Genomic DNA, 19531 nt, shown 5'->3' on the forward strand with positions numbered 1-19531 from the left:
CGATATTCCCTCAGAAAGACTTCATCTGCGGCAGGTAGAACTACGCCCTGAAAAAGGACGTATGCGCGCGCGATGCAGCTTGCAAATGAAACCAAAGGCCCCGATCAGAAGATGTCGCCGTCGATATATGCGGCGCTGATCGATTCTCTATTTCAAGATCCGGGACCAATGTTTGCCGGCGCGCTTTGTGCCGCAGTCGCCGCGATCATGACCGCTGTAAAGACCGGCAACGCATGGCTCTGGCCATGCGTCGCGCTTCTCGTGGTGACGGGCGCCGTCCGCGCGCTCGACACGCGTCGATATTTGCAGCGCAGATCGGAATTGACGTCGAATGAAGCCGCGCGCTGGGAGGTTCGCTACCAGGTGGGCGCGATGCTCTATGCGGCCGCGCTGGGGTTATGGTGCGTCGTGGGGTTGTTGGGCAGTCCAGATGCCGTAGCACACCTGATCTGCATATCGGTCACGCTTTGCTACGTGGCGGCCGGGAGCGGTCGGACGTACGGGCGTCCGTGGATCTTTCACGTGCAAATGCTGCTGGCTTGCGGGCCGCTGACATTGGCGTTGGCCTTCTATGGAAGCCCGTATTACTTCGGGATGGCGGTCCTGAACGTGCTGTTCTTCTTCTCGCTCAAGCACATCTCGACAAGCCTGCAAAAGATTTTCGTGCGGGCGCTGATCGCGCGCGAGCGCGAGGCGGCCTTGGCCGGGCAGTTCGACACCGCCCTGAACAATATGCCACACGGCCTGTGCATGTTCGCGGCCGACGGGCGGCTTGCCGTCATGAATCACCGCTTCAGCGCCATGATGAACCTGTCCGACGATCTCGTGCAGCGCGGTGCCAGCGCGCGCGACATCATCGCGGCCTGTGTCACCGGCGGATCGGTCTCGGCCGCGAGTGGCAAGATGATCCTTTCGGAAATCGAGAATACCCAGGCGAGGGACATCATCACCACCGATCCCGACGTGGCCAGAGGCCGGTCGCTATCCTGGACGTTCCAGCCGATGGCCGGCGGCGGCGCGGTCATGCTGCTGGAAGACATCACCGAGCGGCGCAATGCGGAAGCCAGAATTACGCATCTGGCGCGTTACGACGAACTGACGGCGCTTCCCAACCGGGTCAATTTCCGCGACGAGATCGAGCGTCTGCTGGCGATACCGCACGATGCCGAGCAGTTGTCGGCCTTGCTGTTCGTCGACCTCGATCAGTTCAAGCAGGTCAACGATACCCTGGGGCATCCCTGCGGCGACCAGCTGTTGTGCGCGGTCGCCGACCGGCTGCGTGCCATGCTGCGCCCGGAAGATTTCGTGGCGCGCTTCGGCGGCGACGAATTCGTGGTGTTTCAGCAGAACATCAAATCCAACGAGGAAGCCGCCAGTCTCGCCCGGCGCATCGTCGAGCATCTGAGCGAGCGCTACAAGATCGACAACCACCTGGTCGAGATCGGCGCCAGTGTCGGCATCGCGATGACGGCGCCGGGCATGAGCGCCGATACGCTGTTGAAGAACGCCGACATGGCGCTCTACCGCGCCAAGGCGGACGGCCGCGGGACCTTCTGCTTCTTCCGCTACGAGATGGCGCAAACCGTCGAGGCGCGCCGCATCCTGGAACTCGACCTGCGCAAGGCGCTGGCCAACGAGGAATTCGAGCTGTTCTATCAGCCGCTGGTCAATCTCAAGTCGGGGCGGATCGCGACCTGCGAGGCGCTGCTGCGCTGGAATCATCCGGTGCGGGGCACGGTTTCCCCGATCGACATTATCCCGGTCGCCGAGGATATGGGTCTGATCGTCGACCTCGGCCGCTGGATCCTGCGCAAGGCCTGCATGGAATGCATGAAATGGCCCGAAACCGTCTGCGTCGCGGTCAACTTCTCCCCGCAGCAGTTCCATCAGCGTGACGTGCTGAGCGAGGTACGTTACGCGCTCGAGGTCTCCGGCCTGCCCGCGCACCGTCTCGAAATCGAGATCACGGAATCCTCGCTGTTGCGCAACACCCAGCTGACCCACGACGTGCTGTCCCAGTTGCACGCGCTCGGGGTGAGAATCTCGCTGGATGATTTCGGCACCGGCTATTCGAGCCTGAGCTATCTGCACAATTTCCCGCTGCAGAAGGTGAAGATCGACCGTTCGTTCCTGGAGGGCATCGATACCGACCGTCCGCTGACGCTGCTGCGCGGCGTGGCGCGGCTTTCCGCCGATCTCGGAATGTCGGTCGTGGTCGAGGGCATCGAGACCAACGAGCAGCTGGAATTGATCAGCGCCGACGGCACCGTGACCGAGGCGCAGGGCTACCTGTTCAGTCGGCCGGTGCCGGCGGTGCGGGTGCGCCAGCTCCTGAATGCTTCCCACGGCCGCCGTCTGCCGGAGGAGCCGCAGGTGCTGGTGCTGCCTTCACGATCGATCGCCTGAATCCTCCCAGAGCCCGCAAATGGAATTTCGTTCCCCGGCTGTCGGCACGATAGTTCAAGCCGCTCAGGTTAACCCTAACACCTCGATTCCTTTGCATCCTTGTTAAGGAGCTGTTAATCTTTTTAAATACGCGCATAAGTTGTCTGGAAGTTGTAAGGAGTATCATATGAGGTCGGCGGCTGAAGCAATCGCCCTTGCCCCCGAGCGCAGCACGTACCCCCTCGAGCACGTCGACTACCGCCTCGCCGAAACGCCCGAAGAAAAAGACAGGATCTACCGTCTCCGCTACCGGGCATATCTGCGCGAGGGCGCTATTTTGCCGTCGGAAACCATGCGCGTCACGGATCGGTATGATGATCTGCCGAATAACTGGACCTTCGGCATCTATATTCATGGCGAACTCTATAGCTCGATTCGCATCAGCGTCCTGACGTCCGAATGGAGAGGCTCCCCTTCATCCGAAATGTTCGCCGATCTTCTGCACCCCGAACTGGACCGGGGGAAAGTCATCATTGATCCGACTCGCTTCGTTGCAGATCCGGAAAAGGCGAAGGCGTTTCCCGAACTTCCCTATGTAACGGTAAGGCTGGGCTGGATCGCGTGTGGCCATTTCAATGCCGATATCGGGCTTGCCAACGTCCGCCCCGAGCACCGGGCATTTTACAAGAAGGTATTCTTACAGCAGCCGTGGGGTGAACCGCGATTGTTCCCAGGCCTTCTGAAGCCCGTCGGACTAATGGCCGCCGATTATCGATCTATTCGGGAAAAGGTATTCCAGCGCTTCCCGTATATGCGATCGAGCGCCTTCGAACGACGGATGCTGTTTCAGCGCAGCGGCGAGCGCCGTTCGTCCTCGCTGGATGCGCTGGTGTCTCCGTTTGAGCGCGCATCGATTGTCCCGAACTCCTGACAAGTGAAGCTCGGGCGCTGGCTTGCGGGCCCGTTCCCGGGCGCCCATGGGCCAGCCGGCACTGCGACCACGATTCTTTCAGCTGAAAAGCCGGTGATCCCGGATGCGCGGCCGCTTGCCTTCACCCTCGCGCCACATTTACAAATCATTAACTATCGCGATTGCTTTTCGCCGTTTGTCGGCATTTGATCGGGTCTGGCAACATCCCATCAAGGTTGACGGAACGTTCGCTTAACCATCGCCCTGTAGACCGGATAACAGTCGAAAAACGTGAGCGTGGAGGCTCCGGAATGAAATACCAGATGCGTATCCTCCAGGGATTGAAGCTGGCCGCGGTGCTCGCGGTGGCGCTGTCGATGGGCGCCTGCGCCAACAAGAACGTCGGTGCCGACGGCGCGATGGCGAGTGCGGCGACCCCGGGCAGCCAGCAGGATTTCGTGGTTAATGTCGGCGACCGCGTGTTCTTCGAGAGCGACCAGACCGAGTTGTCGCCGCAGGCGATCGCGACCCTGGAAAAGCAGGCGCAGTGGCTGCAGACCTATAACCGCTATGCCTTCACCATCGAAGGCCATGCCGACGAGCGCGGCACCCGTGAATACAACATCGCGCTCGGCGCGCGGCGCGCCCAGTCGGTGCGCAGCTATCTCGCCTCGCGCGGCGTCGATCCGAGCCGGATGCGGACGATCTCTTACGGCAAGGAACGCCCGGTCGCGGTCTGTAACGATATCTCCTGCTGGTCGCAGAACCGCCGTGCCGTCACGGTGCTGAACGCCAGCTCGTAAGCGTTCGCTTCCTGCAAAGTTGTTCGCCGGCGCCCCTGGGGCGCCGGTTTCGTTTTGGGCAGGCTGTTTCCGCCGGTAGTCTGTCTCAGTCACAATTCTGGCGTACTCGCTCTCTCAATGTGGTTCCGCTTTCGATGTCACGCCGATCTCGTCGTCAGGCCAAAATGTCATCCAGGTTTCATGGAATTACCCGCGCTGCGGCGATCGCCGCGATCCTGGCGCTGTGTTCGCCCGCGCTCGCGCAGCAGTACGGCGATGCCGATGCGGAAATGCGAATCCAGCAGCTCGAGAACCAGCTGCGGCAACTCACCGGCCAGAACGAGGAACTGCAATACCGCAACCGGCAGCTCGAGGAGCGGCTGAGGGCGCTGCAGGGCGGCGCGCAAGCCGTGCCCGGCCAGGCCCCGGTCGTCCAGCCCCAGCCCAGCGTCGCGGCCGCCCCGCCGGTGCAGCCCAATCCGCCGCTGCGGCAGCCCCAAACGGCTTACGACCAGCAGATTGCCGCGCCGGCGCCGATCGTCCAGGAACAGGGCGTGCCGGCGGCACCGGGCCGGCGCCGTGGCGATGCGTTCGATCCCGCCCAGAATCCGAATGCCCCCGGCGCGCCACGCGCGCTGGGCGGTGGCCAGCTGCCGATGCCGGCCGAGGCGCCGATCGGCGCTCCCGGCGGCCGCGGAGCGGGGGAACCACTCGATCTGGCGAACACCGGAGGCCAGCGCAATCCACCCGGCGCCTTGCCGCCGCAGGCGCCGCGAAGTCCCGGCGCGGGCGCGGCGCTGACGACGCTGCCGCCGTCGGCGACCCCGAAGGACGAGTTCGACCTCGGCATCGGCTATATGCAGCGCAAGGACTACGCGCTGGCCGAAGAGACCATGCGCAGCTTCGCGCAGAAATACCCCGGCGATCCCCTGATGGCGGATTCGCAATACTGGCTGGGCGAGAGCTTCTTCCAGCGCCAGCTCTATCGCGACGCCGCGGAATCCTTCCTCGCAGTGACCACCAAATTCGACAAATCGGCGAAAGCCCCCGACGCCCTGCTGCGGCTCGGCCAGTCGCTGGCGGCGCTGAAAGAGAAGGAAGCCGCCTGCGCGGCGCTCGGCGAGGTGATGCGGAAATATCCCCGCGCTTCGGGCGGCGTCAAAGCGGCCGTCGACCGTGAGCAGAAGCGGATCAAGTGCTAAAGTCTTTCGGGTTCGAAAAAATCCTGTTTTGACGTTTTCTTCACGCCAACCGGTATCCACCTCGCTTGAAAGCGCTATGGTCGGCGGCGCCATGCCCGACGACGACAATTTCCCGATCTCGGTGAGGGACGCGAAACGTCTGTTCGCGGACTGGAAAACCGCGCCTGCGCTTCTGCTCGCGGTTTCCGGCGGCCCCGATTCAATCGCCCTGATGTGGCTCGCGGCGCGCTGGCGCAGCGCTTTGGCGCGCGGTCCGCGCCTAGTCGCCGTTACCGTCGATCATGGCCTGCGCAAGGAAGCTGCCGCCGAGGCGCGTGAGGTGAAGCGGCTGGCGCGCACGCTCGACCTGGAGCACCGCACGCTGCGCTGGACCGGCCCGAAGCCAAAGACCGGATTGCCGGCGGCGGCGCGCATCGCGCGCTACCGCCTGCTGGCGAAGGCGGCGCGGCAGAGCGGCGCCACCCACATCCTCACCGCGCACACCCGTGACGATCAGGCCGAAACGCTGCTGATGCGGCTGCTGCGCGGCAGCGGCATCCATGGTCTTGCGGCGATGGCGCGGGAAACCGAACGCGACGGCGTGCGGCTGGCGCGCCCGTTTCTCGACGTTTCGAAGTCGCAGCTTATCGCGACGCTGCACAAGGCCAGGCTCGGCTTCGCCGACGATCCGACCAACCGCGATGTGAGCTTCACGCGTCCGCGGCTGCGCGCTCTGATGCCCGCGCTCGCCGCCGAGGGCGGCGATGCGCGCAACCTGGCGCGGCTGGCCCAAAGGCTGGCCAGGGCCAACGCCGCGGTGGAAGTGCTGGCCGATGGCGCCGAGCGCTATCTGGCGCTGCGGGACCGCGCGGCCACGGGCGCCAAATCCCTTGATGCCAAATCCCTTGATGCCAAGTCTTTTGATGCCAAGACCTTTGACGCAACGGCCTTTGCCGCCATGCCCGAGGAAATCCGGCTTCGGCTGCTCAAGCGCGCGATTGACCGGTTCGGCCATGAGGGGCCGGTGGAACTCGGCAAGGTCGAAGCCCTGCTGGCGGCCCTGGACCGGGCGCTGACGGAAAAGCCCGAAAGCCGCCGGCCGAGGCCCGATCGGGCAGCGAAACGGCCAATGATTCGACCAGGGCTGAAGCAGACGCTCGCCGGGGCGCTGGTGAGCCTGACCGGCGGCCGGATTCGCGTCGAGCCGGCGCCGCCGCGTCGCCGCCGGCCGGTATGACGGCCGGATCGGAGTCTTAACCACCCCGGAAAACACCGGTTTCACTGCCATTATTTGAGCAGGAATCCGGCTAGGATGCGTTAAATAGTCCTGCGTGGTTCCCTTGGCATCGACCGGGGCGGCACCTAGATTGTAATGCAGCCGACCGGGGGATTCCCTCGTGCCTGCCCAAGGACATAAGGCCGCGATCCGCGCGACCACGAAGGAAGATCAATGAACGCCAATCTGCGCAATTTCGCCCTCTGGGTAATTATTGTTTTGCTGTTGTTGGCACTGTTCACGCTCTTCCAGAATCCGGGTCAGCGCGCGTCCTCGCAGGACATCTCGTTCTCGCAGCTCCTGACCGAGGTCGATAAAAACACCGTACGCGATGTCGTGATCCAGGGGCCGGAGATTCACGGCACCTTCACCAACGGCTCCAGCTTCCAAACCTATGCGCCGAATGATCCGACGCTGGTCAAGCGCTTGTATGATGCCAAGGTGAACGTCACCGCGAAACCGCCCGGCGACAACGTGCCGTGGTTCGTGTCGCTGCTGGTTTCCTGGCTGCCGTTCATCGCGCTGATCGGCGTCTGGATCTTCCTGTCGCGGCAGATGCAGGGCGGTGCCGGCAAGGCGATGGGTTTTGGCAAGTCGCGGGCCAAGATGCTCACCGAAGCGCATGGCCGGGTGACGTTCGAGGACGTTGCCGGCGTCGACGAGGCCAAGCAGGACCTGCAGGAGATCGTCGAATTCCTGCGCGATCCCGGCAAATATCAACGGCTCGGCGGACGGATTCCGCGCGGCGTGCTGCTGGTCGGCCCTCCCGGCACCGGCAAGACGCTGATCGCGCGCGCGGTGGCGGGCGAAGCCAACGTGCCGTTCTTCACGATCTCGGGTTCTGACTTCGTCGAAATGTTCGTCGGCGTCGGCGCCTCTCGCGTCCGTGACATGTTCGAGCAGGCCAAGAAGAATGCGCCCTGCATCATCTTCATCGACGAAATCGACGCGGTCGGCCGCCATCGCGGCGCCGGTCTCGGCGGCGGCAATGACGAGCGCGAGCAGACGCTGAACCAGTTGCTGGTCGAGATGGACGGCTTCGAGGCCAATGAAGGCGTGATCCTGATCGCCGCGACCAACCGTCCCGACGTGCTCGATCCGGCGCTGCTGCGCCCCGGCCGCTTCGACCGCCAGGTGGTAGTGCCGAATCCGGACGTCGTCGGCCGCGAGCAGATCCTCAAGGTTCACGTCCGCAAGGTGCCGCTGGCGCCGGATATCAACCTCAAGACCATCGCCCGCGGCACGCCCGGTTTCTCCGGCGCCGACCTGATGAACCTCGTCAACGAAGCCGCCCTGACCGCCGCGCGCCGCAACAAGCGCATGGTGACCCAGGCCGAGTTCGAGGAAGCCAAAGACAAGGTCATGATGGGCGCCGAGCGCAAGTCGCTGGTCATGACCGAAGAAGAGAAGATGCTGACCGCCTACCACGAAGGCGGCCACGCCATCGTCGGCCTCAACGTGATTGCGACCGATCCGATCCACAAGGCCACCATCATTCCGCGCGGCCGTGCGCTCGGCATGGTGATGCAGCTGCCCGAGCGCGACAAGCTGTCGATGTCGCTCGAGCAGATGACCTCGCGCCTTGCCATCATGATGGGCGGACGCGTCGCCGAAGAACTGGTGTTCGGCCGCGAGAAGGTCACCTCGGGTGCTGCCTCCGATATCGAGCAGGCCACCCGGCTGGCCCGGATGATGGTGACGCGCTGGGGTCTGTCGGAAGAGCTCGGCACCGTATCCTATGGCGAGAACCAGGATGAGGTTTTCCTCGGGATGTCGGTATCGCGCACCCAGAATGCGTCCGAGGCCACCGTGCAGAAGATCGACAGCGAAATCAGGCGACTGGTCGAGGAAGGCTACAACGAAGCGACCAAGATCCTGACCGAGAAGCGCGGCGACCTCGAAGCGCTGGCCAAGGGCCTGCTCGAATTCGAAACCCTGAGCGGCGACGAGATCATCGATCTGCTCAACGGCAAGAAGCCGAACCGCGAGTCGGTGCTGGAGCCGACCACCCCGCGCGCCTCCGCGGTGCCGCCGGCCGGCAAGCCGCGCCCGCGTCCCGACGCCGGGCTGGAGCCGCAGCCGCAGGCGTAAAGCGGCCTGTCATTGCTGATTTCAAGAACGCGGCGGAAACGCCGCGTTTTTGTTGATGCGCACCACCGCCATAATCCCGCCGGCACGCCCCCAAAACCTTAAGATTTCCTAAGGGCTGTTTGCCTATTGGTGAAGGCGCGCGTTTCCCGCGAGGCTGCGGCGCGCGCAAGGGACCTTGCATGGCCACGCCCGTATCCGCCGCGACACTTCCAGGCGAGCGCAGCACCATCCCGGCGGCGCTGGTCAACGTGTGCTTTGTGCTGTTCGTCATCAATGCATCGTTTTTCCCAACGGCGTTCTTCGCCCATTGGTGGATATTCGACGAAAAGGGCCTGGGCATCCCGACCGATTTCGTCAACGTCTGGTCCGCCGGCAAACTGGTGCTCGATGGCCACCCCGCCTGGGCCTATGACTGGGAGATCCAGAAACAGGTGCAGATCGCGGTGCTCGGCCGGAGCTATGAGGGCAACTTTGCCTGGCACTATCCGCCGCCCTTCTTGTTCGTCGCAAGCCTGCTGGCGCATTTTCCCTATGCGGCGGCCTTCATCGGCTGGGCTGCGATCAGCCTCATGCCCTACCTCGCCGTCATGCGTGCGATCGTCGGGCGGCCGTTCGGCCTGCTGCTGGCGGCGGCGTTTCCGGTGGCGCTCACCAACACGCTGGTCGGGCAGAATGGCTTCCTCACGGCGTCGTTGATCGGCGGCGCGCTGTATTGGCTGCCGGCGCGGCCAGTGCTCGCCGGCATCTGCCTCGGATTATTGAGCTACAAACCGCAATACGGGCTCCTGTTTCCGCTGGTGCTGATCGCAGCGTCGCAGTGGACGGTGTTCGTCACGGCCGGGATCGTTGCCATCGCGATGGCGGCGCTGTCCTGGCTCGCCTTCGGCACCGAGAGCTGGCAGGCCTTCTTTCATTGGATGCCGATGTTTTCGCAGGCCTTCCTGACCGAAGGCCGCGCGCCCTGGGGCAAGATGCAAAGCATCTTTGCGCTGGTTCGGTATTTCGGCGGCGCCGAGCAACTGGCATGGGTGTTTCAATGGATCCTGAGCGGCACGGTTGCGGTGTTGCTGGCGCTGATGTGGCGCAGCCGCGTCAGCTATCCGTTGAAGGCCGCGGCACTCGCCGCCGGCACATTGCTGATCACGCCATATCTGTTCCTCTACGACGTCATGGTGCTGGCGATTGCGGTGGCGTTCCTGGTCCGCATCGGATTGAGCCAGGGCTTTCAGCGCTATGAATTGCCCGCGCTCGGACTGGTCGCGGCGTTGCTGATGTTTTACCCACTGGTGAGAGCGCCGACCGGCCTTGCGGCCACGCTGATCGTGTCGGGATTGATCGCGCGCCGCTGCGGGCTTTGGCGCAGCCGGCCGGCGTCATCGGCGTCGCCGGACAGTGGCCTTGCCCGGCGATCGAGCGCATTTTGAACGGCGAATTGGTCGGACCTCGGCTCTCCAGGTTGCTGCGGGGTATCGAGGCTGCGCCCCTGCAAATCTTCCTGAAAAGGGCTGCGATTCGTATTGTCATCAGGCCTGAATAAGTGTTCAGTTCTTCAAAGCGATCTGTGCCAGATCGCCCAAAACAACTGAAGACGCACGCGTTCAGGACCGAGCCCGGTTTGGCCTTGAGCGCATGCCGGGACGAGAAACGCGCGCCATGGTCTATCGGCGAACCCATCAGGTAGTGAAGCGGCTGGCGGCGCGGCGCAGCGCCATTCTGGCGGCGGCGCGGGATGCCGCCGCCGAAGGCGGCATGGCCGCGGTACAGATCGCTCCGGTCGCGGTCCGCGCCAATGTCGCGGCCGGCACCGTCTACCGTTATTTCCCTTCCAAGGCGGATCTGATTTCGGAACTGATTGCCGAGGTTTCGCGCGACGAACTGGCCGCGATCCGCCGCGCCGCGGACGCCGCTCCCGGACCGTCATCGGCGCTGGCGGCGGCCGTCACCACGGTCGCGGTGCATGTGCTGTCGCAGCGCAAGCTCGCCTGGGGCATTCTGGCCGAACCGGTCGATGTCGACGTCACGGCTTCAAGGCTCGCCAGCCGCCGCGAGATCGCGGGAGAGATCGCTGCCCGGATCGACGCCGCGGTCCGCGCCGGCCATCTTCCGGCGCAGGACACGCGGCTGGCCGCGACCGCGCTGCTCGGCGCGCTGCATGAATCGCTGGTCGGGCCGCTGGCGCCGGACAACATGGACGATTCCGCGAAACTGCGCGACGCCGTCCAGACCGTGACGCTATTGGCGCTGCGCGCCGTCGGCGTGATGGATGCCCGCGCCCGCGGCCTCGTGGTGCAGGCGGTGCTGCCGGCGAAGGCGCTGGTAGGCGCGTAAGGGTCTGCGGACCCCCGCTGCCGAACTCACATATCCGCGTCGCCGTCGGGGCCGACGGAAGCGATGCGCACCATGTTGGTGGTGCCGGGCGTGCCGAGCGGCACGCCGGCGACGATGATGACGCGCTGGCCGGCGCGCGCAAATCCATCGCGGAACGCGATCGAGCCGGCGCGGCTGACCATGTCGTCGAGATCCTTGGCGTCTTCAGCGACTACGCAATGCACGCCCCAGACCGCGGACAGCTTGCGCCCGGTGGCGAGGTTCGGCGTGATCGCCACCACCGGCGGCTTCGGCCGCTCGCGTGCGACGCGCAGCGCCGTCGAGCCCGAACTGGTCCAGCAGATGATCGCGGACAGATCGAGCGTTTCGGCGATCTGCCGCGCGGCGTCGGCAATGGCGTCGCCGACGGTCGGCTCCGGCTCGGCGCGCTGCGCCGTGAGCACGCCGCGGTAGGTCGGATCGCGTTCGACCTCTTCGCCGATCCGGTTCATGGTCGAGACCGCTTCGACCGGAAATTTGCCGGCCGCCGATTCCGCCGACAGCATGATGGCGTCGGCGCCATCATAGACCGCGGTGGCGACGTCGGAGACCTCGGCGCGGGTCGGCACCGGCGACTGGATCATCGATTCCAGCATCTGGGTTGCGATCACCACCGGCTTGCCGGCGCGCCGTGCCAGCCGCGTCATTTGTTTCTGCAGGCTCGGCACCCGCTCCAGCGGCAGTTCGACGCCGAGATCGCCGCGCGCCACCATCAGCGCGTCGGACACCTCGATGATTTCGGGAAGCCGGTCGATCGCCTGCGGCTTTTCGATCTTGGCCATCACCGAAGCGCGGCCGCGGATCAGCTTCTTGGCCTCGATGACGTCTTCGGCGCGCTGCACGAACGACAGTGCCACCCAGTCGATACCCGTCACCAAGGCTGCCTCGAGATCGGCGCGGTCCTTCGGCGTCATCGCCGAGACCGGCAGGTCGGTGTCGGGCAGGCTGACGCCCTTGCGATCCGACATCTTGCCGCCGATCACGACGCGGGTGACGGCGCGCTCGGGCGAGGTCTCTTCCGCGATCAGGCGCACCTTGCCGTCGTCGAGCAACAGCGCGTGGCCCGGCCGCAGCGCCGCCAGAATTTCCGGATGCGGAAGCTGGATGCGGCTGTGGTCGCCCGGCGTCTTGTCGGAATCCAGAACAAAACTCTCGCCGTTCTTGAGCTGGATCGAGCCCTCGGCGAACGAGCCGAGGCGGAGTTTCGGCCCCTGCAGGTCCACCAGGATGCCGATCGGACGGCCGTAGCTCGATTCGACATTGCGGATGGTCTTGACCAACTCGCGCATGGTGTCGTGCGAGGTATGGCTCATATTGATGCGGAAGACGTCGGCGCCGGCCTCGAACAGGCGGCGGATCATCGCGCTGTCGGAAGATGCGGGGCCAAGCGTTGCCAGGATCTTGATGCGGCGCAGACGTCTCATGGCTTGGTTCCGGGCGCTGGCTGCAGACCAGACGCGCCCGGAGCCGTCCCGCCCGGCGGATTGGACATGCCCGGAAGATTTCCGGGGCCGCCCGGACCGACCGTTCCCGGAATTCCCGGCACCCGCTGCGCGGGCTGCTCGTTGGCTTCGGTGAGTTGTACGGTCCAGGCGCGTTGCTCCCCGGTGTCGACCTCGAAGAAGCCGGTGCGGTCGAAACCGCGCGCCAGGCAATTCTCGGTACCCTTGATGGTGAATTCCTTGTCGCGCGAGCACATGAAGGCCTGCCCCGACCATTCGCCGCCGCGGTCGTAATCGAGCGCGTAGATGTAATAGAACCGGGCGACCAGCGTTCCGCGCAGCAGGGTTTCGCAGCTCTTCGAGGATACGTTCCACCAGCCCTCGGTGGTCCAGCCCTCGGCGTCCTTGTAGCCGAGCGCGATGCCGACCCGGCTCGACGTATTGTTACAGAGCCGGAAGTCGGCCGCCGCCGGACTGCTCCACAGGCACATCGCCGCAAGCGCCAGCGCCGGGACCAGACCGGCGGTCATGCGAGCGGGAAGGGGATGGTGGCGGTGGGAATCTCTTGCGATCATTTAGTGAAGCTATATCAATTCCTTGAGGATTTCGCGAACGCCAGCGGCGGCTCTCGGCGGCGGAAAACGCCGTTTTCGGGCAAGGGCAGCCGAATTCCGCCCAAGAATTCCCTCTTAACGCTGCGATATGGCAAAATCTGTGACAACTCCCACCTAATATCAATATCCTCCGGGTCATTCCCGGAAAACGGCGAGGCGGCCATGGCGATCGATGACAAGACCAGAACGGAACTCGAAGCGGCGGCCTTCCGGCGGCTGGTCGCGCATCTGCGCTCCCGCACCGACGTCCAGAACATCGACCTGATGAATCTGGCCGGCTTCTGCCGCAACTGCCTGTCCAACTGGCTCAAGGAAGAGGCCGACGCCAAGGGAGCTGAGATGACCCGGGACGAGAGCCGCGAGGCCGTCTACGGCATGCCCTACGAGACCTGGAAGTCGACCTATCAGGGCAAGGCCACGCCCGAGCAGCTCGAGGCGATGAAGAAAGCCCACGGTGGGCACGGGCACTGAGCTTTCCTCCGGTTCTTCTTCTCATCCATTCGATTTTCCGTCATGGCCGGGCCTTGTCCCGGCCATCCACGTCTTTCTTGCGGCTCGCCTGCCAAGACGTGGATGCCCGGCACAAGGCCACGGCTGTCCGGCACGTTTTCTGCTTGATGAAGTGCACGGCATTGATTCTGCTTGGGTTCAGTTGGTTGCGAATCATCTGAACAGCAAGAGGATCAACGCCGTGCCGCACCAGAATATCGTTTTTCACTGCCTTCTGAAGCAGATTCCGTGGGCGACGTTTGATCGTCTTGTGGACCGGCACAATGCCGATTGGGACGATCGGGTGACGAAGAGCCGTCCGCATCTGATCGCAATGCTGTACGCACAGTTTTGCGGGGCGCGCGGCCTTCGGGAGATCGAAGCCGGCCTGAGAAGCCACGCCGGTAAGCTTTATCACCTTGGCGGCTGCACGATCTCGAAGTCGGCCTTGTCGACCGCGAACGCTTCGCGCCCTGTGGAAGTGTTTGCCGACCTGCTCTCGGCGCTGATCGCTCAGTTGCAGAACGGCTATCGCAGGAAGATCGGCGATTGCGTTCGCCTGATCGATTCGACCAGCGTGCGGCTGAGCAGCCTGAGCGGCCATTGGGCGACATTTTCGGCCGGCGTTTGCGGCGCCAAGGCCCACATCATCTACGATCCCGATGCCGACCAGCCGCTCTACCTGATGGTGACGCCTTGCAACGTCAATGACATCACGGCGGCCAAAGCGATGCCGATCGAGGCGGGGGCGACCTATGTTTTCGATCTCGGCTATTACGATTACGGGTGGTGGGCGACGCTCGATCAGGCCGGCTGCCGTATCGTAACGCGGCTGAAGCGCAACACGCCCTTTGAGGTCGTCGAGGATCGGCCGGTTGCGGTGGGATCGCCGGTCCTGAGCGATCGGACCGGATATCTTCCGAAGCGGCTCGCCGCCTCCCGCTGCAATCCAATGTCGGGCCTGGTCCGCGAAGTCCAGGTCACGATAGAGACCGGCAAGGTGCTGCGCATCTTCACCAACGATCTGACCGCCAGCGCAGAGGAAATCGCCGATTTGTACAAGCGTCGCTGGGCGATCGAGCTGTTCTTTCGATGGGTCAAACAGACCTTGAAGATCACTCACTTCCTCGGCACATCCGAAAATGCGGTTCGCATTCAGATCACGGTCGCCCTGATTGCCTTCCTGTTGCTGCGCCTGGCTCACGACGCCAACAAGATCGTCAAAAGCCCGCTCGCCTTCACCAGGCTGATCCGTGCCAATCTTATGCATCGGCGGCCGATTGCAGGACTTCTTCAAAAAGCCTCCCCGCCAGGCCCAACACCACACCAGGCCAAATTCGATTTCGAGCCCTCCGCTACCCGGACGGCGCGACGTCGTCGCACCGCCCGCGGTTGCGTCACATTGGAGAAGGCGGCATGAAGCATAACCCGTGCCGGACAGCCGTGGCACAAGGCCGGGCATGACGATGAGAGAGAACGGGAATCTTTCTCCTGTGGGCGCGCTGTGGATGAGCGCGATGTTGCCTTGACGCAAGGCGCGCCACTCTTGAGGGTCATTTTCGGGATGCGGTGCGTGGATCAGCGTGCGGCGCTTCTCCCCACACCTCAACCATCAGTTCATTCAGGAGTACCCGATGGCCACCACTGCCGCTGCCGTCAAGGAAGAGCCCGCGACCAAATTCGCGAAAGACCAGCTCAAGGCCATCATCGAGCGCATCGAGCGGCTGGAAGAAGAAAAGAAGACCATCTCGGACGACATCCGCGACGTCTATGCGGAAGCCAAGGGCAACGGCTTCGACGTCAAGGCGCTGCGCACCATCGTTCGCTTGCGCAAGCAGGACGCCAACGAGCGCGCCGAACAGGAAACCATCCTGGAAACCTACATGCAGGCGCTGGGGATGCTGTGAGGCGTGACGGTGTCATACGCGGGCTTGACCCGCGTATCCATCAATCTTCAGAACCATTCTTGAGAAGCAGATGGATTGCCGGGTCAAGCCCGGCAAAGACGATCTGAGTTAGCGCAGCGAAGCTGTCCGCATCACGAACGACTGGGTCGCAAGCTTCGCGGTGGCCGATCCGGTAAACCGGTCGGTGACCAGGCCCAGCTGCGGATCGTCCGAGAAGCTCATGGCGACGATCGCCTGCGGCTTGACGAAATAGGCGCGCATGATCGTCATGTCGGTGTCGCCCAGCACGGTCGCGGACATCGACGTGCTCGCGCTCGGCGCCAGGATCATGGCGCGCATCCAGATGTCGTTGCCCTTGAAAGCCGCGATCCGCGTCGAGGTCGCGATCAGGCCGGGCTGGCCCTGCGCTCCCTTGACCGCCACCGTATCGATCGTCGTCGCGGCCACCGGGTTGCGGGGGGCCGGGCGGGCGCTGCGCGGGATCGGCGCGCTGGCTGCGACGATATTGGCGCGATCGACCGGCGAGGAAGCCGCCGGCGCATAGGCCAGCGCCTTCTTGAAGGCTTCGGAAATGCTGGCGGTCGATTGCGGGTCGGCGGAATTGACGGCCTTGCGGGCGTTGATGGCGGCGACCTGCTCGGGCGTGGCCTGCTTCGGCGCTACATCCCAGAAGCCGCGGGCGTTGATGATGTCGGCGGGCGTCTGCGGCTTCGGTTCGGTCGTCTTCTCAGCCGAAGCGGCCTGCTTCGGCTTCGACGGCTGGACAATCTGGGCGTCGGCCGAGGCGAGCTGCAGCATCGAGGCGGCGGGCTTGGCGCGCGGCACCGGCACGGGGTCGGCGGCCTTGGCGGGGGCTGCCGACGCCACTACGCCGGCTGGAGCGGCCTTTTCACGGACGGCGGGAGCGCTGGCGCCCTCGTCATCCTCGTCGTTTGACTTGCTCTTGAACAGGGAGGCGAACAGCCCGGGCTTGCTCTTGCTCGAGACCTCATCGCCATTGCCGCGCTTCTCGATGTCGGCCAGCGCAAGCTCATATCCCTTGAGCGGCTTGCCGTCCGAGGGAACATGCACGGTGCGGCCGTTGGGGAATACACGCGCCAGCTGGTCGTGGTTCATGCGCGGCCAGTGACGGATGCTGCCGGTGTCGAGATGGACGAAAGGCGATCCCGAGGTGGGATAGAAGCCGACGCCGCCGCGTTGCTGGCGAAGCCCGGCGTAGCGGATCTGCTCGAGCGGCACTTCCGGAATGTAGAAATCGATGGCATGGCCGAGCATGTGCTGGCTGAAGCGCGCTACCCCTGAGGAGCGGCGGCGGAGCATGGCGTTGGTGGCGGGAGAGCGGTAGGACGAGATGATGTTGATGGGCTTCTTGCCGTCGACGTCGCGGTAGACTTCCCAGAGAATGTCGAACAGGCGACGATCCATCGTGGTCTGGTCCTGGCTGCGCCAGTCGCGGAGGAAGTGATTGAGTTTTTTCAGCGCTTCCTCGTCGTAGCGCCCGTCGCGCTTGAAGGTGACGGTCAGGTCTTCATCGGAATGGGTGTGGTGGAACGAGAGGGTGCGGGTTTCGTTGAGCGCGGTCGCGTCCTGCACCGCCCCGGCTCCCGCCAGGAGCAAAAGGGAGGCCAGCCCGGCGTGACACCCGGCCTTCGGAAACGATAGCGAATTGAATTGGCGTGCGAAACCAGACAGCACGAATGAGCCCACCCAGAGGACGACCGATCGAGGAACTCTTCCGCTACCCCGTGTGGCGGAAGAGGGTTAACGCAGTCTTAACGCTGGGTGGGTTATTTGAGATTTTAGTCCCACCCCCCAAGTCGGCTTAACCTAACCCGTCGAGTGTGGCGAAAAAGTGCCCGCAGGTTAAATCCAGGTGGAGAATGGTTAACGTAAACGATCTCTCCCGCCAGGAGAGGTCGTTGATTTCGTTTAAGAATTTACAAAAAATAGCAAAGACCAAAGCGATCAGCGGGTGATCACCCGGCGCTGTTGCGGACGGCCGACCGGGGCCGGCGGCGTCGGTGGTCCGCCGAACAGTCGCTCGAAGAACGATGGCCCCGACGAGCTGCCGAAGTCGTTGTTGAAGGCGACATTGGACGGCAATGCCGATCCGCTGGGCCGGGCATAGCTCGGATTGGCATGCGCGACGACATTCTCCAGATCCCTGTTCCTGGAGTTCTTGAGCAGCGCCAGCATTTGCGCGTCGCGGCCATAGAGGTCCTTGCGCAATTGCAGCTTGCCGGCGTCGTCCACGAACGCGGTCTGGTAGGTGATGTTAACCGGCAGCGGGGTCGGGAATTTCAGGTCGATCTCGCTGCGGCCGTACATGCTGCGGATTTTTTCCGGCGTGTATTTGTCGTTCGGCATCACGATGTTGAGGATGGTCGCGGCGTACTGATCCGGATTCTGTACCCGCATGCAGCCATGGCTGAAGGCGCGCTCCTCCTTGGCGAACAGGTGCTTGTCCGGCGTGTCGTGCTGATAGACCAGGAACTTGTTCGGGAAGTTGAAGCGGATGCGGCCGAGCGCATTGGCTTCGCCGGGCGGCTGCGAAATGTGGATGCTGCCGTCACGGGCGCGCTCGAGCCGCAGGCCCATGCGTTGCAGCACGGTCGGATCCTGCTGCAGCGCCGGCAAATATTCGTTGTAGATGATCGACGGCGGCACATTCCAGGTCGGGTTGACCGTGATGAACTTCATCGTCTCGGTCAGCATCGGTGTGGCGTGCGATCCCGGCTTGCCGGTCACCACGCGGGTGGTCCAGACCGGCGCGCCGCCCTGCATCACCTTGAGCGTGAAGTCGGGGATGTTGAGAATGACATAGGCGTTGTTCAGCGAAGCGACGCCGAGCTGGCGCGGCAGCCAGCGCCAGCGCTCCATGTTGACGATCACGGTATCGATCTGGCGGTCGCGCTTCGGGCTGTTGATCGCCTTGACGGTCTTGTCGTCGAGTACGCCGGTGGCCTTGAGGTCGGCGCTTGCCTGGAACTTGCGCACGGCTTCGGCGACCTTGGCGTCGTAATGGATGTCGTCGGGGTTTTCGGTGATGCCGAGCTTGGCGCGCAGTTGCGGCACCCGCGGATCTTCCGGCGCGACCGCCGGCTGCTTCTTGGTGGCCGCCTTGAACGCCAGCGGCGCGCCCTCCGCGATCTGCACCACCGGTCCGTCGCCCTGACCGCGCAATTCGGCGAGCTTGGCCTTTAATTCCTTGTAGAGCTTGTGCGGCGGGTTATAGCCCGCGAGCGCGACCGATGCATCCTTGGCGGCCGTGACATTCGCCAGCACTTCGGCGGGGTCGGTCGGATGCTCGGGATAGAGGATGTCGCCCGAGACCTGCGACCAGTGCATCCGGCCGCTCTGCGCCTGGCGCGCGTAGTCCAGCATGCTGGCGGTCAGCTTCAGCTCGGCTTCGGCAAGCGCGTCCGGCGTGGTCGCGGCGGCGAAATCCGGCACCGAATAATCGGCGGCGTTCAGGCCCTCGGCGGCGGCATCCTTGAGCCGCGCAATGACGCCCTTGCCACCGGCGGTCAGGGCACCGGCTTGCGTCCAGACCGGTGCGTATTCGCGCGCGGTGTAGAACTTCTCGACAGCGGCACGTTCAGCCTTGCGGTCGAAATAGCGCAGCGACTTCGCGCCCAGCATGTCGCGCAATTTGTCGGCGACCGGCTGGTCCGCGGGCAGGACGTTGCTTGCGGCCTTGACCGGTTCGGTGGCCGGCGCTGCGGCGGCCGCAGCCGGCGGCGTCGCGGCGGGAGCGGTCGCGGTATCCGACGGTTTCGGTTCGGCGGCCTTCTCAGTCGTCCTGTCAGCCGTCTTGGGCTCGGTGGCCTTGGCCGCATCGGGCACCGAGGCGGTGGAGTCCAGCTTGAAATCGGCGGCGGTCGGGGGCGGCACGTTGGCGGGTTCGGGGCGCGGGATCGCCGCATCGATCGCGAGTTCCGCGGCGCTGCTGCGGGGACCGCTCTGAGCCAGTGCCGAGGATACCGTGAGGAAGGTCGCCGCGACAGCCATCAGCACGCGGTCGTAGCCAGCACGGTTCTTCGAACAGTCACGCATCGTCACACCCCTTGGGCGAAACTGCCCCGGC

General features: G+C 64.2%; 15 protein-coding genes and 1 pseudogene. 12 read left to right on the forward strand and 4 right to left on the reverse strand.

Features of this window, described 5'->3' with window-relative positions; translation table 11 throughout:
* The first annotated feature begins 72 nt into the window (after positions 1-72).
* The 9 genes from KMZ29_RS04990 to KMZ29_RS05030 all read left to right on the forward strand — a co-directional run bounded on the left by KMZ29_RS04990 (position 73) and on the right by KMZ29_RS05030 (position 10953).
* On the forward strand, positions 73-2406 hold the full coding sequence (locus tag KMZ29_RS04990; RefSeq protein ID WP_215622711.1) for a putative bifunctional diguanylate cyclase/phosphodiesterase: 2334 nt from the start codon (positions 73-75) through the stop codon (positions 2404-2406).
* A gap of 166 nt (positions 2407-2572) precedes the next feature.
* Positions 2573-3316 carry an N-acyl amino acid synthase FeeM domain-containing protein gene (locus tag KMZ29_RS04995; protein WP_215622712.1) on the forward strand — a complete coding sequence of 248 codons (744 nt, stop codon included), beginning with the start codon at positions 2573-2575 and terminating at the stop codon, positions 3314-3316.
* A gap of 3 nt (positions 3317-3319) precedes the next feature.
* Entirely contained in the window at positions 3320-3505 is a 186-nt protein-coding gene (locus KMZ29_RS05000) for a hypothetical protein (protein ID WP_215622713.1), read from the forward strand.
* Positions 3506-3606: 101 nt separating this feature from the next.
* The gene (gene pal / locus KMZ29_RS05005; protein ID WP_215605009.1) at positions 3607-4098 is read left to right on the forward strand and encodes a peptidoglycan-associated lipoprotein Pal; all 492 of its coding nucleotides are present in this window, start codon (positions 3607-3609) and stop codon (positions 4096-4098) included.
* Positions 4099-4262: 164 nt separating this feature from the next.
* Positions 4263-5279: a tol-pal system protein YbgF gene (gene ybgF / locus KMZ29_RS05010; protein WP_215622714.1), complete on the forward strand. Its 1017-nt coding sequence runs from the start codon at positions 4263-4265 to the stop codon at positions 5277-5279.
* A 91-nt stretch (positions 5280-5370) separates the two neighbouring features.
* Complete coding sequence (tilS, locus tag KMZ29_RS05015) at positions 5371-6495, forward strand: tRNA lysidine(34) synthetase TilS (protein WP_215624141.1); 1125 nt, start codon at positions 5371-5373, stop codon at positions 6493-6495.
* A 213-nt stretch (positions 6496-6708) separates the two neighbouring features.
* Positions 6709-8625 carry an ATP-dependent zinc metalloprotease FtsH gene (gene ftsH, locus KMZ29_RS05020; RefSeq protein ID WP_215605012.1) on the forward strand — a complete coding sequence of 639 codons (1917 nt, stop codon included), beginning with the start codon at positions 6709-6711 and terminating at the stop codon, positions 8623-8625.
* Between the two features lie 179 nt (positions 8626-8804).
* Positions 8805-10049 carry a glycosyltransferase family 87 protein gene (locus KMZ29_RS05025; protein WP_215622715.1) on the forward strand — a complete coding sequence of 415 codons (1245 nt, stop codon included), beginning with the start codon at positions 8805-8807 and terminating at the stop codon, positions 10047-10049.
* Positions 10050-10278: 229 nt separating this feature from the next.
* Entirely contained in the window at positions 10279-10953 is a 675-nt protein-coding gene (locus KMZ29_RS05030; RefSeq protein WP_215622716.1) for a TetR/AcrR family transcriptional regulator, read from the forward strand.
* A 26-nt stretch (positions 10954-10979) separates the two neighbouring features.
* On the opposite strand, the gene pyk is transcribed toward KMZ29_RS05030, so the two are convergent.
* Complete coding sequence (gene pyk / locus KMZ29_RS05035) at positions 10980-12416, reverse strand: pyruvate kinase (RefSeq protein WP_215622717.1); 1437 nt, start codon at positions 12414-12416, stop codon at positions 10980-10982.
* Positions 12413-13009, reverse strand: coding sequence for a DUF1036 domain-containing protein (locus KMZ29_RS05040; protein ID WP_215622718.1), 597 nt, complete (start codon positions 13007-13009; stop codon positions 12413-12415). Before KMZ29_RS05040 ends, pyk begins: the two co-directional genes overlap by 4 nt.
* 201 nt (positions 13010-13210) lie before the next feature.
* On the opposite strand from KMZ29_RS05040, the gene KMZ29_RS05045 reads away from it, so the two are divergent.
* The 3 genes and pseudogenes from KMZ29_RS05045 (at position 13211) to KMZ29_RS05055 (ending at position 15444) form a co-directional block, all read left to right on the forward strand.
* The gene (locus tag KMZ29_RS05045; protein WP_215614780.1) at positions 13211-13519 is read left to right on the forward strand and encodes a DUF1244 domain-containing protein; all 309 of its coding nucleotides are present in this window, start codon (positions 13211-13213) and stop codon (positions 13517-13519) included.
* A gap of 220 nt (positions 13520-13739) precedes the next feature.
* Positions 13740-14852 (forward strand): annotated as a pseudogene (locus tag KMZ29_RS05050) (IS4 family transposase); the annotation flags it as partial.
* A gap of 319 nt (positions 14853-15171) precedes the next feature.
* Entirely contained in the window at positions 15172-15444 is a 273-nt protein-coding gene (locus KMZ29_RS05055; protein WP_215605018.1) for a DUF2312 domain-containing protein, read from the forward strand.
* A 108-nt stretch (positions 15445-15552) separates the two neighbouring features.
* On the opposite strand, the gene KMZ29_RS05060 is transcribed toward KMZ29_RS05055, so the two are convergent.
* Entirely contained in the window at positions 15553-17151 is a 1599-nt protein-coding gene (locus KMZ29_RS05060) for a peptidoglycan L,D-endopeptidase MepK (RefSeq protein WP_215622719.1), read from the reverse strand.
* Positions 17152-17409: 258 nt separating this feature from the next.
* Positions 17410-19500, reverse strand: a complete 2091-nt coding sequence (locus KMZ29_RS05065) for a L,D-transpeptidase family protein (RefSeq protein ID WP_215622720.1) — start codon at positions 19498-19500, stop codon at positions 17410-17412.
* Between the last annotated feature and the right edge of the window lie 31 nt (positions 19501-19531).

This window comes from Bradyrhizobium sediminis, assembly GCF_018736085.1.
GTDB classification, from domain to species: Bacteria; Pseudomonadota; Alphaproteobacteria; order Rhizobiales; family Xanthobacteraceae; genus Bradyrhizobium; species Bradyrhizobium sediminis.

Bases quoted from the DNA above. Each gene is read 5' to 3' on its own strand.
- KMZ29_RS04990 (WP_215622711.1), top strand. From the start codon at position 73: ATGCAGCTTGCAAATGAAACCAAAGGCCCCGATCAGAAGATGTCGCCG.
- KMZ29_RS04995 (WP_215622712.1), top strand. From the start codon at position 2,573: ATGAGGTCGGCGGCTGAAGCAATCGCCCTTGCCCCCGAGCGCAGCACG.
- pal (WP_215605009.1), top strand. From the start codon at position 3,607: ATGAAATACCAGATGCGTATCCTCCAGGGATTGAAGCTGGCCGCGGTG.
- ybgF (WP_215622714.1), top strand. From the start codon at position 4,263: ATGTCATCCAGGTTTCATGGAATTACCCGCGCTGCGGCGATCGCCGCG.
- tilS (WP_215624141.1), top strand. From the start codon at position 5,371: ATGCCCGACGACGACAATTTCCCGATCTCGGTGAGGGACGCGAAACGT.
- ftsH (WP_215605012.1), top strand. From the start codon at position 6,709: ATGAACGCCAATCTGCGCAATTTCGCCCTCTGGGTAATTATTGTTTTG.
- KMZ29_RS05025 (WP_215622715.1), top strand. From the start codon at position 8,805: ATGGCCACGCCCGTATCCGCCGCGACACTTCCAGGCGAGCGCAGCACC.
- KMZ29_RS05030 (WP_215622716.1), top strand. From the start codon at position 10,279: ATGGTCTATCGGCGAACCCATCAGGTAGTGAAGCGGCTGGCGGCGCGG.
- pyk (WP_215622717.1), bottom strand. From the start codon at position 12,416: ATGAGACGTCTGCGCCGCATCAAGATCCTGGCAACGCTTGGCCCCGCA.
- KMZ29_RS05040 (WP_215622718.1), bottom strand. From the start codon at position 13,009: ATGATCGCAAGAGATTCCCACCGCCACCATCCCCTTCCCGCTCGCATG.
- KMZ29_RS05045 (WP_215614780.1), top strand. From the start codon at position 13,211: ATGGCGATCGATGACAAGACCAGAACGGAACTCGAAGCGGCGGCCTTC.
- KMZ29_RS05055 (WP_215605018.1), top strand. From the start codon at position 15,172: ATGGCCACCACTGCCGCTGCCGTCAAGGAAGAGCCCGCGACCAAATTC.
- KMZ29_RS05065 (WP_215622720.1), bottom strand. From the start codon at position 19,500: ATGCGTGACTGTTCGAAGAACCGTGCTGGCTACGACCGCGTGCTGATG.